We start from the raw sequence: 15104 nt of genomic DNA on the forward strand, positions 1-15104 counted from the left end.
GTCTTCGGGGGCGCGCTCTGCCCAACTCCGTGGCCCTGGGCTCTGCCGGCAGCGTCGAACGGCTCCGTGCCGAGCTCGACGAACTCCGTCGGGCGGGCGCGCCGTTGGCGCCCGCCGCGGGCCAGCGTGTGCTGCGCCTGCACACCCCGGGGGGCAACCAGGGTTACACCGGCCCCGACGGTCCCGGCTTGGTCGGCTCCACCGCCACTCCCTGGTTGGACCGGCTGCCTGTTCTGGCCGGTGTGCTGCGGGCGCTGCCGGCTCCTGTGCGCTCCGCCCGGCTGGTCGCCCTGTCGCCGGGTGTGAGCTTCACCGGGCTCCAGAGTCCGAAGAACGGGCCTCCCTGGGGACTGTGTCGGCTGCACCTTCCGCTCGTGAGCGGGCCCGGGGCCCGAACCGTCTTCGTCGAGGACAACCACCACTGGGAGCCCGGGGTGCTGTGGTTCTCCGCGTCCTGGCGTCAGCACGCTCTCGTCAACGACAGGAAGGAGGAACTCGTCCACGCGGTGATCGACCTGTACCACTCCGCGGAGTTGGCAGATCTCTTTCCGCGGGAACTCCACTGGGGACTGCGCGGTCCCGCCGCCCTGGAGCACAGGCCCGTCGTTCCCTTCGGGGTCACCGGCCCGGAACGGTTCGCCTGCCGGTTCCCGCTTCCGGAATCGTTCGCGAACTGGGAGCAGCCAGGAATTTTCCTTCCCCGTAACGCGCTGCGTGGAGTCGTCACCGCCGAGATAGCGCTTCGCGGCGACGCCTTGTGTCTGTTGTTGGACGGTAGACCCTTCTGCGCTCTGGACCACTTGGGCGAGGGCGAGTTCCGGATGCGGGGCTGGAGCGAGGAACGCACGCTCCAGGTGTCACTGGCCGCGGACGCCCCGAATGTGGTGGTGGCTCGCGCCCGGGAAGGAAGCAACACCTATATGGCCCGGTTGCCGGCCGTCGCGAGCGGGTGAGCCGCTTTCGAGCCGGGCGCGATGGCCGCGCCCGCTCCGTGCGTCATCGCGGTGACGAACCGTTCCAGCCGGGAGACCGCTCCGATGCGACGGCACAGTTCCGTGCCTTCGGCCAGCAGCGCTGCCTCTTCCTCCAGGCGGCCCTGGGCCTGATGGGCGGCGGCCAGACTCAACAGCGCGTCCAGTTCCAGAAGTGGATCCTGAATGTCGCGCGAGATCGCCTGGGCGTCCTGCAGGCGCTCCTGGCCCGCCGCTGCCCGTCCTTGGCGGACGTCCAGTGTTCCCCACCCGACCAAGGCCGCGCATCGGCCGCTCAGGTCGCCGAGTCGGGTCGCTGCCTCCAGTGCCGCCGCGTAGGACTTCCTTGCGGCCGTCTGCTGTCCGCCGGCGGCGGCAAGGTCGGCCCGCGCAAGCCGGACCTGCCCGGCGCTGCGGCCCTGGAACCGTTCGGTCAGCCGCTCTGCCGCGGCCAGCGGTTCTTCCGCCTCGTCGATCGCCCCAAGGTCCAGCAGGGTTTGCGCCGTCCAGCGCAGCACCTGGGTCTGTGCCTCGAGGTCGCCCGCTTCGGCGAGGGCCGGCAGGCACTCCTGCCATCGTGCCAGCGCAAGCTCCGTACGGTCCTGGATGCGATCGGCGGCTGCCACCTTGCGCAGCGCCAGCGCGTGCCCGTACTCGTCCCCGACTCCCGCGAAGAGCCGCCGCGACCGCTCCAGCAGGGGCACCGCGACGTCGTACGACCGTCGCGTGAGGTGCATGTCGCCCAGGCCGAGCAGCAGCGCGGCCTCACCGCGCTGGTTGCCCTGGCGGCGCACCGCGGCAAGCGCGACTTCGTGCGTGCGCTGCCATTCGTCGAAATGAAAGCGAACGCTGAACAGGCACCTCGACGTCGCGGCCAGGTCCCATGCCAGCTCGTCTTCGTCGTGTTCGGCTGCTTGCGCGCACAGCGCCGTCACCGTCGTGCGTTCCCGTTCGTACCAGTCCAGCGGAGAATCGGAGGCCCGCCGGATGACGTCCTCCGAAACCGCGGGCCGGACCTCCAGCCCGTGCACCACGGTGTAATCTCCGCCGCATACCTTCCGGTGTGCCAGATCGGTGAGCGCCAGCGCTGTCGCCGTGGCACGTTTGAGGGCGGCCGCCCGTTCGCAGCCGGGCTCGCTCTGATCGAGGTACTCGGCGGCGAACAGTCGTACCAGGTCGTGCAGTCGATAGCGGGTCTCGGTGCTGCCGGCCGGGCTGACCACGTCCACCAGTCGGGCGTCCAGCAGTTCTTCCAGGGTGTCTTCGGCGTCCGGCAGCGGTTCGTCCAGCAGCGGAGCGCACACCCACTCGGCGAAGTCCGCCGTTCCCAGGAGCGCCAGTCTTCGGAACAGTCGTCTCGCGTGAGCGCTCAGCCCTTCGTGGGAGAGCTCCAGGGTGCTGCGTACTTCCAGACCTTCATGCGCCAGCTCGTCGAGCCGGCGCCGTTCGTCCGCGAGCCGGTCGGCTGCCTTGCTCAGCGACCAGTGCGGCCGCGAGGCCAGTTTGGCCCCGATGATGCGCACGGCGAGCGGCAGGCGGCCGCAGTAGTCGACGATCGTGCGCGCCACTTCCGGATCGGCCTCCACGCGCTCGACTCCGGCCAGGCGTGCGAACAAGTCGTCCGCCTGGGCGCGCCCGAGTACGCCCAGTTCCCATATGCGGGCGTTGGGCAGAGTCGTCAGTCGGACGCGGCTGGTGACCAACACGCCGCAGGTGCTTGCGCCGGGCAGCAGCGGTCTCACCTGCCGTGCGTCGCCCGCGTTGTCCAGGACCAGCAGGATTCGGCGGCCGGCGAGGCGGCTGCGCAGCAGGGCGGCCCTTTCGTCCTGGGATTCGGGTACGGCCGGGCCGATCAGGCCCAGCTCGCGCAGGAATCGCCCCAAGGCTTCGTGTGCCGAGATTGCTCCGTTTCCCGATCCGCCGAGGTTGACGTACAACTGCCCGTCAGGGAAAGCGTCGCTCAGTTGGTGGGCCGTGTGCACGGCGAGTGTGGTTTTCCCGGTACCTCCAGGGCCGACGATCACGGCTACCGGAACGGTCGCCCCTCCGGGGGTGAGGGTGGAGAGGAGGTCGGCTATCTCCGCGTCCCGCCCCACGAACTCGGCGATGTCTCCGGGCAGCTGGCATGGCGCCTCGGGAGAGGTGGTGCCTTGGCGCTCGTTTCCGGTGGGTGCCTCCTTGTCAGGCACGGCCCGGGAGGAGACGGTGGCTTCGGATGCGTCGGCGGCAACCTCGGAAGCGCGAGAGCGTACCTGGGTACTTGAGGAGAATCGAGGGGTGCGAGATCGGGCATTACCTGACAAAACGCGCTGTAGCATCTCGCGGAGTTCGCTGCCGGGGAGGACTCCCAGTTCCCGGTCGAGCAACTGCTCGGTGTCCCGGTACAGCTGCAGGGCGTCGGCTTGCCGACCCGTCTCCGCCAGTGCCTCCATCAGTTGAGCCCGCGGCCGTTCCAGCAGGGGGTACTCCTCGACGAACGGGGACAGTTCGGTGACGACCTCCTCATGCATGCCAAGGGCGATCTGAAGGTCGGAGCACTGCTCCCGCGATGCGAAGCGCTCCTCTTCCAGCCGCCGGATCTCAGGATTCCACGCCCGGGATGCCATTCCAGAGAGCACAGGCCCTCGCCACATCCCCAGAGCCGACTTGAACAGGGCCAGCGCCTGCCTCCGCTCTCCTCGGGCAAGGCCGGTTCGAGCGTGCTCCTGAAGCGCCCGGAATTCTGCGGCGTCTACCCGGATCTCCGCTCCGGCCTGCAGTTCGTATCCCGGACGCCGGGTCGCGATGAGATCCCCCCGAATACCGGCCTGTCGAAAAGTGCGCCGCAGCACAGAAACGCAAGCCGCTATTTGATTGCCCGGATCGGAAGGAAGGTCTCCTTCCCAGACGCTTTCGGCGATATAATCGACCCCTACCCGTTCGCCGAAATTCAACGCCAACGCCCCCAGCACCGACCTTGGCCGGGGAGGCAATAGATCATAAATTTCACGGTCGACACGCATCTCGAGCGAGCCGAGAATACGAATCTCTAGAACACTGCCTTTCGACAGAACCCCGGACGACATTTTCCCCCCGTTACTGCGACCGATACCAGTCCGCATCATTGGTATCACGCAGACCATCAGGCCGGCCGCACCTTACGATCGCCGCCATCTCGGGCTTTGGGGTCGAACCGGGCAATCAAGGCCGGGGGTTCGAGACCGATACGCACGATGCTCGCCGCGCGTCTCTCTCACGGTGCTAGGCGCCACCCCGGCAACGCAATGGCCTCGCCGATGACGCGCCTCGATTTTCATGTGGCTGAAACTCAACCATCACCTTGGCCTCATCATCCGCGATTTCCTGCGCACCAAGTCTGTCAAGTTCCCCTGGTCCCGCTTTCGGGGCGGGTCGGAGACGACTGCTGGAGCCGAGCCCGCCCTTGGCGCCTACGCTGTCCTGCCTCCACCTGCAGGAGAGGCTCGACGTCGACGTCGGGAACGACAGCTGGATCCTCACCTACCGGGGCATGTCACGCGAGCCGGACGGGACGTGGCGGTCGGCTGGCGGATCCCGGACTCCGCGAAGGCACAGCTCGTCGAGGTGGGCATCCCGGTAGCTCCGCGCCTCATCGAACGAGTCGTGATGCAGAGCGAGGATGAGCCGGCCCTGCTCACGTCCCGGGGCCCGCTCTACCGCCTCACCGAGCAGACGGACCCCGATGATCAGGCCGAGGGGTCCTCGTTCGGTATCGAGCCGGAGACCGGGGCGGTCTACTTCGTCATGCCGGATGGGGAGGCGTGGTTCGCCGACTCGGGTGTCGGCGTGTGGCTCGACGTCCTCCACTGTTACGGCAGTCGCGTCACCACCTCAAGGCTTCTCAGTGAGCCGGACGGTCCCGAGGAGTACTTCTCCGAGAAGGAGGAAGAACGGGCTTTCGCCGAGCTGAACCGGCTGGCCGAGGAGCTGAAGGAGATCGACCCGGCGGCCTTCAACGGCTACGCGGGGTTTCTCTGGCCAGGGCTCCTGGACCGCTGGATCTACTGACCTCGGCCGACGGATCCAGGGCCCGTAGGTCTGGGCCGTGCAGGGATGCCAGGCCCCTGACCGAGATGATCGTCATGTGGGGGCTGTGATCACGGCGTCGGAGCCGTCATGGATGGCGCCCTCCTCTGGGACGAGTCCGAAGCAGTTCGGAAACTGATCACCATGGTGCGGCGCGGAGGCCCACCCCTTGTTCGCGGGGGTCGTCCGCTTACGCCCCCGCCCCGTGGACACGGGCAGAAGCGGAAAGCACCGCGACAGGAAGCCACCCCCGGCATCGCTGTCGTGTACTGCCAGGCAGCACGGTCACCTCTCGGCGCTCGCGGGACCTGCCTCCGTGCCACCCGCATCGGTCCAGCCGTCGACGAGATCGAGAATGGTTGCCAGGGTGCGGCTGTGGAAGTACTCGCGCCCCCGGAGGGGTTTCTCCCCGGCGTCCCGCAGGGCGGCCATGCAGGCGTTTTCCAGCTTGCGCGCCTCGGGATTGCCCTCGATCAGGCGAACGATCCGGTCAAGCCCGTCACGTTCGTGGTGTGACAGGCGTGTACGCGGGTTGCCGGACGTGATGCCGAACTTCACGACCTCGTTGACGTCATCGGTGACGACGTAGAAGACGTCCCAGGTCTTCCCTGCGCAGATACGGCATATGCCACACCCCGCCCGCACGTTACTCGGGGTGGGCGTTCCCGTGTGCCCCTTGGCGCACCGCACCTGATGCGGCGCGTCCTTGCCGAGCCACCTGGACTCAAGGACCGTTCCTCCGAGCTCGGCGACCCTTGCCCGGAAGGCGGCTTCGGCCGTCTTCGGGTCCTTCCCGGCGCAGACACGGCAGATACCCTGCCCCTGCTGGACGCCGGACGGCCAGGGAGCGCTGACGTGCCCCTGGGCGCACCGGACTCGATGCGGCGTGGTCGCGCCAAGCCACTGCGGCTCGAGGACGACGCCTCCCAGTTCCGCCACTCGGGCCCTGAACCTCGCTTCGACGATCTTCGGGTCCCTCCCGGTGCAGGTTTGGCACATGGCTGCGCCGCGTCGCACCAGGGCGGGTCTGGGGCGGCATTCATGGCCGTTGGGGCAGCGAACCCGGTGTGGTTCGTTTGCGCCGAGGTACACCGGTTCCAGGAGGGTCGCGCCCATCGTCGCGAGCGCGTCCCTGAAGGCGCCTTCGGCTACGTCCTTGTTGTTTCCGGCGCACGTGGAGCAGATCCCTTCTCCCTGCTGTACGTGGGCCGGCCGCGGCGCGCATTCGTGCCCGTTGGCGCAACGGGCACGGTGAGGCTCGTGGTTGCCGAGCCAGCTTTCCTCCAGCACGATCCCGCCCCGTTCCGCCACCCGAGCCCGGAATGCCGCCTCGGCCTCCAGGGAACGCGCCCGGTGAGCGCAGATGCGGCAGATGCCCTTCCCGGCCAGGACGTTGGTCGGATAGGTCGAGCTCTCGTGTCCCGCCCCGCACCTCACCCGGTGAGGCTTGCGGGTGCCGAACCACTCGGTTTCGAGTACCTCGCCGCCCAGACCGGCCACACGCGCTCGGAACAGCGCGTCGGCTCGCATGGAGCTCGCCCTAGACGCGCTCACGATCCACTCACCCCGCGCGAAGGCGGAAGGTCGCCCACGCCCGAAGGCGGAGTCGCCGCCTGACCGTCGGCAGGGTGGTGCCGGCCCGCCGGAGCGACTGCGGGCGTCACGCCGCTGGTCATGTCTTCCCCCGTACATCTCCCCATGGCGGGAGATCATCGCAGGGGCCACTGACAACCGGGTTTCAGGCCGCGCTCTCGGCCGCCCCGTTCACGAGCCGGCGGAGAAGCAGGGTGGTGGTGTCGTCTGTCGTGCGGATCACCGTACGGACCATGTCAGGCTCGGCGATAGCCGTGCCGATGTGGATGCCGCAGCACGGCCGGAGGACATCAAGCGCCTCGGCGAGAAGAACGACCCCGGCGTGCAGTACCGCGACGTCGCCGCCGGTCGGCAACAGGCGTTGTGGTCGGTGTCGGATCACCGGCAGGTGGTCGACGGGATTCCGCACCGGGTGCCGACCGGTGTTCGGCGGCGTGATCTGCCGGAACGGTTCGGACGTGGGAAGACGGTCCACGAACGGCACCGGCTGGGGTCGGCCGACGGGACGTGGGAGCGTCTGCTCCAACAGGTTCACGCCGCGGCCGACGCCGCAGGCGAGACCGACTGGGACGTCGCGGTCGACTCCACCATCAGTCAGCCTCCCCGGAGGCCGGTCTCAGGGCAATCGCGGTGAGCAGCTTCGGGAGCGGAAGGAACGGGACAATCCCCCGCGGGCGCGGAGACGTGAGCCGGAGCACGACAGGTGTCACCTACGACATCGGGTGACCTGCGGCTTCGACCGGGCGCAGCACGACGGTTGTCACCGGGGCGGCGCGCTGTCTGCCGTCGGCAGCGCGCAACGCAAGGGTGGTGTCACCGGCTCCGACGCTCCGCCCGTTGCCTGAGCTCCCCAGCAGCCCCGGTGGACAGAGGAGGCTGTGCGCGGACCTGTGCGCCAGGCCATGACGGACGCTTCAACCGGTCACAGACCGGCGACGTCCCTGGCCTTCTTGAGCGCGGAGTCGAGCGCGTCCACCACGGCGTTGCGCTGCCTCGCGCGTGCCGCCTGATCTGCCGGCACCAGCCGCGCGGCGGTCTGCACGGCGTAGGCGTCCGGGTCGCCGAAGGCGGTCCGCGGGTGCTCCCCCGAATCCGCGCAGTGGGCCGTGACATCCTTGACCGCCTGGAGCACGACTGCCCGGTCCACGCCCGGCTGCATGGCCAGCCGCACCTGGAAACGCGCCATCCACTTTTCGCGGTCCTTCTCCCTCGCCGCGTCGGCCCTCTGATCCTTCTTCGTCACGTGTCTCTCCCGGATGATCGGCAACCGTCCTGCACAGAACTGGACGCTGGATCGTCGAAGTGGGTTGCGAGAACGGGCATCCCCACGTGACTGCCGAGGAGCCGCACTACGGGACAGCGCTTTACCGGCCGGCCCACTGCTGCAGAACGTCACAGATCACGGGTTCGGGCACAGCTTCCAGTCTCACGTGCCCTGTCGGAAATCCTGGTGACAACACTCTGCTTCGGTGACAGTCATCGCGCTTCGGCTCGGAACCAGGTCCTAGTACTGCAACGGTGTTTGCCATGACTGGTGGCCAGGTCGTTCGTTGGTGTGTTCATGGGTGGGGAACTTGCTGATGCCCGGTCGTGGGCGGGTGAACTGACGGCTCTGCACGAGCGGTTCGTGCACCGTTTTGCCAGGTCGGAGCCGCGTGAGTCGGCGCTTGCGTATATGCGGGGACTGATCGCTCCGCTGGAGCGGAAGAACGGCTGGACGCTTGCCGAGGAGGCCGGGCATGCGGGCCCGGACCGGCTCCACCGGCTCCTGAACCGGATCGACTGGGACGCGGACGAGGTGCTGGACGACGTGCGCGAGTACGTCGTCCAGCACCTCGGAGACCCAGGTGCGGTGCTGATCGTGGACGACACCGGCTTCCTGAAGAAAGGGGTCCGGTCGGCCGGGGTTCAGCGGCAGTACTCCGGCACGGCCGGCCGGACGGAGAACTGCCAGGTCGGCGTGTTCCTCGCCTATGCCACCGATCGCGGCCGCACCCTGATCGACCGGCGCCTTTACCTGCCGGCGTCCTGGACCGACGACCGTGAACGGTGCCGGCGGGCCGGTATCGACGACACGGTCGTCTTCGAGACCAAGGTCGCGATGGCCAGGGCGATGGTCCGCCGGGCGATCGAGGAGAAGATCCCGTTCGGGTGGGTGACCGCGGACGCCGGCTACGGCTACTCGAAAAGCTGGCGGTCCGAGCTGGAGCGGGCCGATGTCTTCCATGTCATGGCCACCACCCGTCACGACACCGTCGTGACCCGCTGGGCCATGGACCATCCGGTTCACGACCTGTTCCACGATCTGTCGAGGCAGAAGTGGAAACGTCGTTCCTGCGGCAACGGGGCCCACGGACCGCGCGTCTTCGACTGGGCCAGGGTCGAGGTCCGGCCCTGGCACCGGGAGGACCGGCGGCACTGGGTGATCGCCCGCCGCAGCGTCCGCAGACCCGACGAGATCTCCTACTACATCGCTTACTGCCCCGCCGACACCACACTTGACCAGCTGATCTGTGTCGCCGGGGCTCGCTGGGCGGTCGAGGAGTGCTTCCAGAGCGCGAAGCAGGAGTGCGGCCTGGACGACTACCAGGTCCGCCGCTACCCCGGCTGGCACCGCCACATGACCCTGGCCATGGCCGCCCACGCCTGCCTGACCGTCCTGCGGGCCCGCGAACTCGACACCGGCAAAGCAGAAACGGATCCTCCGGCCTCGTCCCCCTCAGTCTCCCCGAGCTCAGACGCCTGATCCACCGCCTCACCCACCGCCGGCCGGTCTCGGTCGACCACGTCCTGCACTGGTCGACCTGGCGACGCCGACGACAACACCAAGCCCGCATCAGCCACTACAAACAACGCGGCCACACACCACCCGAACCTGCCCAACCATCAGACCAAACACCGTTGCAGTACTAGGCCGTGGCACTCGGTAGGCGGTAGGCGGTACAAGTGCGGGTCACCGGCCGCTGACGTGTGCGGACCCATGGGCGTGTGGTCGCGACGCGGGGGCTGCATAGCCTGAGGGCACAGCCCCAGGACGCGTGGCGGAGCCGGTGCCCCGGGTTCGGTGAGACGGTGCGGTCACGTTCGAGCCTGGTCACGCTGTCTGTCCCCTTGAGGCGGCGGTGGGATCTCACGGCGTGCACTTCCGCCAGATCCACCCCGGCGACGGCGGCCGGATCCTCTACCGCAAGGTGGGCGAGGTCGACGGCCAAGAGCTCATCGAAGACGCGATCGGCCGGGCGTACGAGATCAGCGAGGACCGCCTCGTCCCGGTCACCGGCGCCGGCCTCGACCTCGACCTCGACCTCGACCTCGACCAGATGCGGCTCCCCCGCCGCCTGCCGCCGGAAGGCCGCCTGGACCCGTCTCTCGGCAGCGGCCACCGGACGGCCGCCGGCGCCGCGTCACCAGCCCGGTCGATCCGCTCCGCCTCCGTCGGCACCGCGAGCGCGGGCCGGTGGTCGCGGAACGACGGGCGGGCTGGATTCTCCCGCCCGCCCCTACCTCTGCGCGCGGGCCCTCACCGGGAAGGAGTGGGCCTGGTGACCGCCGCTCGCGAGCATGCGGACGTCTCCGCGCTCGCTGATCTCCGCGCGCACGATGCCCGTATCGTCCTCGTAGACCGGGCAGCCACCCGGCCCGGCACTCTGCGTGCGGCGGACCACGACCACGTCGTCGACCACCGCCGACTCCTGGAAGACGAGCTCGTAGCTCTCTGGATACTCCATCGATGCCACCACCCTCTTCCATCGTGCCCCGCGCACCGGCCGCGCGCCTCTTCGCCGAGGTGAGCGGGTCAGATGCCGAACTGCGCCGCCGACAGGCCGAGCGCGGCACACGCCTCGCGGATGATCTGCTCCTCGGCAGGCGCGATGAAGCCGTCCGCACCCGCGACCACGATGCCGATCTGGATGACGGCCCGCGCCTCGGCGGGCTTCTTCGCCACCTTGGCGACCTCCTGGAGCACCGCCGCCTTGCCCAGGACGAAACCGGCCGAAAGCTGGTCGACGTGCTTGTTGAAACGCTGTCGGAGCTGGTCGGCGGGGAAGTTCTGAAGGACGTCGTTGGTGAGGATGAGCGATTCGACGTGCTGGCGCTCGGCCGGCTCGACCCGTCCGTCGGCGGCGGCCACCAAGGCGCACATGGCCATGCTGGCGTCCCGGAAACCGCCGCTCTTCAGCTCCGTCTTCAACGACGTGAGCTGCAACTTCAACGCGCTCACGAGCTCGGCCCTGGAACCACCGCCGGACCGCGCGCCGGACGGCCCATGGCCGCCGGAGCCGCCGCGCGCCCCTTGGGCCTGCTGCAGACCCCTGGTCGCCTGATCCTTGATCCGATCCCACATCGCCACTCGTGCCACCTCGGCTTCTGCCATGTCGTTCGTCGTCGCACACGCGTCATCGCGCACCACCCTGCCAACGCCTTCCGCACGCCATGAAGTTCCGCCACCGCAACGGACACGACGCCCTCAGCGCGCATATCCACCCCACGCAGGCACAGGCACAGGCGCAGGCGCAGGCACAGGCACAGGCACAGGCACAGGCACAGGCCGGAGCAACGGCGGCCGGACCGTCCGCCCCGGCCAACTCCCGGACCCGCCCGCGCGCTTCGGCTCGCGTCGTGCGGATCGCGGTGAGCTCCTTCGGCCGGACAGCCCCCGTCCCGAGCCGACGTGAGCGCGATATCCGGCAGGACCCTGCCCGGGTCGTGCACCGTCCGCGGCTTGTGCCACGGCGCCGGCGCCGCCGGCAGGGGCTCCAGCCGCTATCCGGTCTGGTCGGTTATCCGGTCGGGTCGGTCCCGTCCTGCTGCCGCCGCTCGTGGCCGGCGGTCCGGAGGCTCTGGGCACCTTCCGGGCGACCGGCGCGCTACGTCGTCCGCCGCGCGGCCCGTCCGGACACGTCGTGCTCCTGAGTCCCGGCAAGGTCGGCGCGCGGGTCCCGCTTCGGCTGCGGGAGTACGACATCCCGGTCGTCCGCGTCGGGCAGGACCCCGGCGCCTGCGGTGTCCCCCTTGCCCGCGACCTCGGCGTGCCCGTGATGCCCGGCGACATCACCGAGGGCGGCGTCCTCGAAGCGGCCCGCGTACACCGGACCGACGCCCTGCCCGCCTTCACCAGCTCCGACACCGCCAGGTCCTCGGCATCGCCCTCCCTCACCTGCTGCCTCCCTGACACCCCGTTGGCCAAGCATGTCGGCAATCGTTCACATCGGCCGCTGCCGTCATGGTGCGGCGTCCCGGTGACGTCCCGGGACGCCGAACTGACGCCCTTTCGGCTCTCTAGAACAGGGTGGCGTTCCCGGATGCACTAGTTCAAGTGGCAGCTGTACGGACGCCCGCTGACGGTGGGCCATGTCGCCGCGTGTGAAGAGCTGACAGCGGGTCGGTTCGCGCGACGCACGGAAGGAAGCCATCAATGCGCTCTGCCCGCATTCTCTTCGCCACCACCGCCACCGCAGCCGCCCTGGCCCTCACCACTCCCGGCGCGTACGCGCTCACCGCCGGCGACTGGGACAAGGACGACTCCGCCCACAGCCAGAAGCGTGACCACGACAAGCCGCACGGCGGCGTGCACGCCGGCTCCGGCGCTCTGTCCGTGGCCGGCGGCGACGACTGGTCCAAGGACGAGCACGGCAAGAAGGAACACCCCAAGGGCGAGAAGGAGTGGAGCAAGCCGCATGGCGGCGTGCACACCGGCGGCGGTGCGCTCACGGCGGTAAGCGGTGACGACTGGTCCAAGGAGCACGGCAAGGGCGAGAAGGAGTGGGGCAAGCCGAAGGGCGGCGTGCACACGGGCGGCGGTGCCCTCACGGCGGTGAGCGCCGACGACTGGTCCAAGGAGCACGACAAGGGCGAGAAGCGCGAGAAGGAGTGGGACAAGCCCAAGGGCGGCGTGCACACCGGCGGCGGTGCCCTCACGGCGGTGAACGCGGACGACTGGTCCAAGCCCGAGTCCACTTCCAAGCCCGAGTCCCCTTCCAAGCCCGCGCAGAACGACCGCGAGAAGAACTGGGGCAAGGAGCACGACAAGCCCAAGGGCGGCATCCACACCGGCGGAGGCGGTCTCGCCGACACGGGCACGAACGTGACCGGCGCCGTACTGCTGGCCGCCGGAGCGGCCGCGTTCCTCCTCCACCGCCGCAAGAAGGCCGCGGGCGCGTAAGGGGCACCGGCCGGGATGCGTGAGCCTCCGTCCGAGGAGCACGCGCATCCCGGCCCCCGCTCCGTCTCTGTTCTGGCTCGTGCGTTCGAAAGGTGCTCTTGCGGTGAAGACCCGGCCAAACCCCACCCGTGCACAAGCATCCCGGCGTGCCGTGCGGTGGGTCGTGCCCACGGTGTTCTGGACGCTGGTGGTGGGCGTGCTCCTGGCCTTCTTCGGCCCAGGACTGTTCGCGCAGGACGCGACCGCGCCGCCCCGCCCCGCGGCGTCGTCCGCCCCGGCCGAGAACCTTCCGGCTGCCGCACCGGAACCCGGCTCCACCGCCACTCCCCCGGCTTCGCCGAGCACGCCGCCGGCAACCGGTCCCGCCATGCCGAGGTCCGCACCCGTACGTCTGACGATTCCCGACATCGGAGTGAACGCACCGTTCACCGAGCTGCGGATCGGCTCTTCCGGCGCCCTGGACCCGCCGCCGGCCGACGACACCAACCTGGTCGGGTGGCACGCCGCCGGTGTCTCGCCCGGCGAACGGGGGACCGCCCTCATCGCCGGCCACCTCGACACCGCCACCGCCCCGGCCGTCTTCGCCCGCCTCGGCGAGCTCGACCCCGGAGACACCTTCGACGTCGCACGCGCCGACGGCACCACCGCCGTCTTCCTCGTCGATTCCGTCGAGAGCTTCCGCAAGAACGACTTCCCCGACCAGCGCGTCTACGCCGACACCCCCGAGACGCTCGTACGTCTGATCACCTGCGCAGGCCCCTACGACCGCGCGGCGAAGGACTACACCGAGAACCTCGTCGTCTTCGCCCACCTTCACGCCATCCGCTGATCGGCGGCACTGACCGGTCTACCGGCAGGACCGGTCTACCGGCAGCCGACCGGGCGATCCATGCTGTCCCCCGCTCCCGAACGGCACCGTCACCACCGTCGCGGTTGGCTGCGGCGCGGGCCAGGACGTCGGCCGGCAGGAGACCACCCGGTCGTCGAAGGTGCCCATTTCGCCGGCGCGTCTTCGGGCAATGCGGTGCCGAAGAGTCCTCGGACATGGTGGGGGCCGACCCGGGCACGGGGACCGGCGTGGTCTTCCCGGTACAGGTGGCGGCCGGACACGCGGCCCTTGATCCGGGGGCCGACCGTGATCGCTGACGCCGCACGTTCCGACCTCCGCTTCCGAGACCGGCGCGTCGTCGCTCTCGAAGCCCGCCTCACCGACCCGGGATCAGCGACCTGGCCCCGTCCGATCGCGACCCGCAGATGTCAGTGGCGCGGGCCATACTCGTGCCGCGGTGCCGCCCGGGCACCGCGGCACGAGGGGAGCGACATGGCCGAGGTGCTGGTTTTCCACCACGGGCACGGACTGACCGCCGGCGTCCGTGCGTTCGCCGAGCAACTGCGAGGGGCCGGACACACCGTCCACGTCCCGGACCTGTTCGAGGGGCAGGTGTTCGACAGTCTCGAGGAGGGCGTGGTGTACGCCCAGGACACCGGGTTCGGCACGGTCATCGCGCGCGGAATGGCCGCCGCCGAGGGGCTGCCCGCGGAACTCGTCTACCTCGGGTTCTCCCTCGGTGTCCTGCCGGCGCAGAAGCTGGCCCAGACCCGCCCCGGCGCGAAGGGCGCGCTGCTGCTGGAGGCGTGTGTCCCGGTCGCGGAGTTCGGCGGTGTCTGGCCCCACGACGTCCCGGTCCAGGTCCACGGGATGGACGCGGATCCGTTCTTCGCCGGGGAGGGCGATGTGGACGCGGCCCGGGCGCTCGTCGGGACAGCGGCGGATGCCGAACTGTTCCTCTACTCCGGCGACAGGCACTTGTTCACCGACAGCAGCCTGCCGTCGTACGACGAACACGCCGCGCCGCAGGCCACCAATCGCGTGCTGGACTTCCTTGACCGCATCGCATAGCCCGGCCTTCCAGCGCGGGATCGCCCCTGCTCCCGCGTCCTACACTCGCCGCTCCAGGGCGGCAACCTCGGCAGGGCGCGCGCCAGGCCGGAGCGCCGGGTGGGACGCGGGAGCACGGTGGCGCAACCAACTGGTGACCCGCTCCCATGCCTCGGCGACCGGACGCTCACCGCCTTCCTCTCCGGCACCGGCAGCAGCAGGCCGCTCGGCGGGGTTCTCGGACGCCTCCGCAGCCCCAGGTCCGTGATCCCCGTACGGCCGGGTGCCCGGCTCACGTGTCGCGGACGTGCCGCTCGGCGGCGCCGGAGAGGCGCCGGAGAACAGTGCCTTCGGCCGGGTGTGTCACCCTCGCGAACGGCCCGTACCTGGCTCCGGTTCGCATCGAAGCGGTGACTCTTCCACACGTCCGGGGAAGCGACGCCGCACACGTCCA

The 15104-nt window shown here is 69.7% G+C and carries 12 protein-coding genes and 2 pseudogenes; 9 read left to right on the forward strand and 5 right to left on the reverse strand.

The genetic code is table 11. The annotated features are described in order from the left end of the window. The first annotated feature begins 29 nt into the window (after positions 1-29). Positions 30-953 carry an aspartyl/asparaginyl beta-hydroxylase domain-containing protein gene (locus ACFQ8C_RS10275; RefSeq protein ID WP_383454385.1) on the forward strand — a complete coding sequence of 308 codons (924 nt, stop codon included), beginning with the start codon at positions 30-32 and terminating at the stop codon, positions 951-953. Here ACFQ8C_RS10275 and ACFQ8C_RS10280 read toward each other — a convergent pair. After that, on the reverse strand, positions 917-4036 hold the full coding sequence (locus tag ACFQ8C_RS10280) for a BTAD domain-containing putative transcriptional regulator (RefSeq protein WP_383454388.1): 3120 nt from the start codon (positions 4034-4036) through the stop codon (positions 917-919). The two genes, ACFQ8C_RS10275 and ACFQ8C_RS10280, sit on opposite strands and share 37 nt — an antisense overlap. Before the next feature lie 229 nt (positions 4037-4265). Between ACFQ8C_RS10280 and ACFQ8C_RS10285 the strand changes: the two genes are divergently transcribed. Together ACFQ8C_RS10285 and ACFQ8C_RS10290 are read left to right on the forward strand one after the other, a co-directional pair. Then, the gene (locus ACFQ8C_RS10285; RefSeq protein WP_383454389.1) at positions 4266-4997 is read left to right on the forward strand and encodes an SUKH-4 family immunity protein; all 732 of its coding nucleotides are present in this window, start codon (positions 4266-4268) and stop codon (positions 4995-4997) included. A 76-nt stretch (positions 4998-5073) separates the two neighbouring features. Beyond that, a pseudogene (locus ACFQ8C_RS10290) lies at positions 5074-5216 on the forward strand (IS5/IS1182 family transposase); the annotation flags it as partial. A gap of 84 nt (positions 5217-5300) precedes the next feature. Here ACFQ8C_RS10290 and ACFQ8C_RS10295 read toward each other — a convergent pair. Further along, a complete protein-coding gene (locus tag ACFQ8C_RS10295; RefSeq protein WP_383454469.1) occupies positions 5301-6545 on the reverse strand; it encodes a hypothetical protein in 1245 nt (414 codons plus the stop codon). A gap of 436 nt (positions 6546-6981) precedes the next feature. Between ACFQ8C_RS10295 and ACFQ8C_RS10300 the strand changes: the two are divergent. Next, positions 6982-7204 (forward strand): annotated as a pseudogene (locus ACFQ8C_RS10300) (transposase); the annotation flags it as partial. Between the two features lie 326 nt (positions 7205-7530). Here ACFQ8C_RS10300 and ACFQ8C_RS10305 read toward each other — a convergent pair. Then, positions 7531-7851 carry a hypothetical protein gene (locus ACFQ8C_RS10305; RefSeq protein ID WP_383454392.1) on the reverse strand — a complete coding sequence of 107 codons (321 nt, stop codon included), beginning with the start codon at positions 7849-7851 and terminating at the stop codon, positions 7531-7533. 318 nt (positions 7852-8169) lie between these two features. Between ACFQ8C_RS10305 and ACFQ8C_RS10310 the strand changes: the two genes are divergently transcribed. Continuing rightward, positions 8170-9354, forward strand: a complete 1185-nt coding sequence (locus ACFQ8C_RS10310) for an IS701 family transposase (RefSeq protein WP_383454395.1) — start codon at positions 8170-8172, stop codon at positions 9352-9354. 754 nt (positions 9355-10108) lie between these two features. On the opposite strand, the gene ACFQ8C_RS10315 is transcribed toward ACFQ8C_RS10310, so the two are convergent. Together ACFQ8C_RS10315 and ACFQ8C_RS10320 are read right to left on the reverse strand one after the other, a co-directional pair. After that, positions 10109-10336: a DUF6296 family protein gene (locus ACFQ8C_RS10315; RefSeq protein WP_383454398.1), complete on the reverse strand. Its 228-nt coding sequence runs from the start codon at positions 10334-10336 to the stop codon at positions 10109-10111. 68 nt (positions 10337-10404) lie between these two features. After that, positions 10405-10959, reverse strand: a complete 555-nt coding sequence (locus ACFQ8C_RS10320; protein ID WP_383454466.1) for a tellurite resistance TerB family protein — start codon at positions 10957-10959, stop codon at positions 10405-10407. 553 nt (positions 10960-11512) lie between these two features. Between ACFQ8C_RS10320 and ACFQ8C_RS10325 the strand changes: the two genes are divergently transcribed. The 4 genes from ACFQ8C_RS10325 (at position 11513) to ACFQ8C_RS10340 (ending at position 14671) form a co-directional block, all read left to right on the forward strand. Then, complete coding sequence (locus ACFQ8C_RS10325) at positions 11513-11920, forward strand: NAD-binding protein (protein ID WP_383454401.1); 408 nt, start codon at positions 11513-11515, stop codon at positions 11918-11920. Positions 11921-12024: 104 nt separating this feature from the next. Continuing rightward, a complete protein-coding gene (locus ACFQ8C_RS10330) occupies positions 12025-12771 on the forward strand; it encodes a hypothetical protein (protein ID WP_383454403.1) in 747 nt (248 codons plus the stop codon). Between the two features lie 163 nt (positions 12772-12934). Beyond that, complete coding sequence (locus tag ACFQ8C_RS10335) at positions 12935-13600, forward strand: class F sortase (protein ID WP_383454406.1); 666 nt, start codon at positions 12935-12937, stop codon at positions 13598-13600. A 492-nt stretch (positions 13601-14092) separates the two neighbouring features. Continuing rightward, the gene (locus tag ACFQ8C_RS10340) at positions 14093-14671 is read left to right on the forward strand and encodes a dienelactone hydrolase family protein (RefSeq protein WP_383454409.1); all 579 of its coding nucleotides are present in this window, start codon (positions 14093-14095) and stop codon (positions 14669-14671) included. Positions 14672-15104: the final 433 nt, after the last annotated feature.

This window comes from Streptomyces sp. NPDC056503 (assembly GCF_042794995.1).
Lineage (GTDB): Bacteria > Actinomycetota > Actinomycetes > Streptomycetales > Streptomycetaceae > Streptomyces.

Coding starts and splice junctions, on each gene's coding strand:
- ACFQ8C_RS10280 (WP_383454388.1), bottom strand. CDS start 4,036: ATGTCGTCCGGGGTTCTGTCGAAAGGCAGTGTTCTAGAGATTCGTATT.
- ACFQ8C_RS10285 (WP_383454389.1), top strand. CDS start 4,266: ATGTGGCTGAAACTCAACCATCACCTTGGCCTCATCATCCGCGATTTC.
- ACFQ8C_RS10295 (WP_383454469.1), bottom strand. CDS start 6,545: ATGCGAGCCGACGCGCTGTTCCGAGCGCGTGTGGCCGGTCTGGGCGGC.
- ACFQ8C_RS10310 (WP_383454395.1), top strand. CDS start 8,170: ATGGGTGGGGAACTTGCTGATGCCCGGTCGTGGGCGGGTGAACTGACG.
- ACFQ8C_RS10315 (WP_383454398.1), bottom strand. CDS start 10,336: ATGGAGTATCCAGAGAGCTACGAGCTCGTCTTCCAGGAGTCGGCGGTG.
- ACFQ8C_RS10330 (WP_383454403.1), top strand. CDS start 12,025: ATGCGCTCTGCCCGCATTCTCTTCGCCACCACCGCCACCGCAGCCGCC.
- ACFQ8C_RS10340 (WP_383454409.1), top strand. CDS start 14,093: ATGGCCGAGGTGCTGGTTTTCCACCACGGGCACGGACTGACCGCCGGC.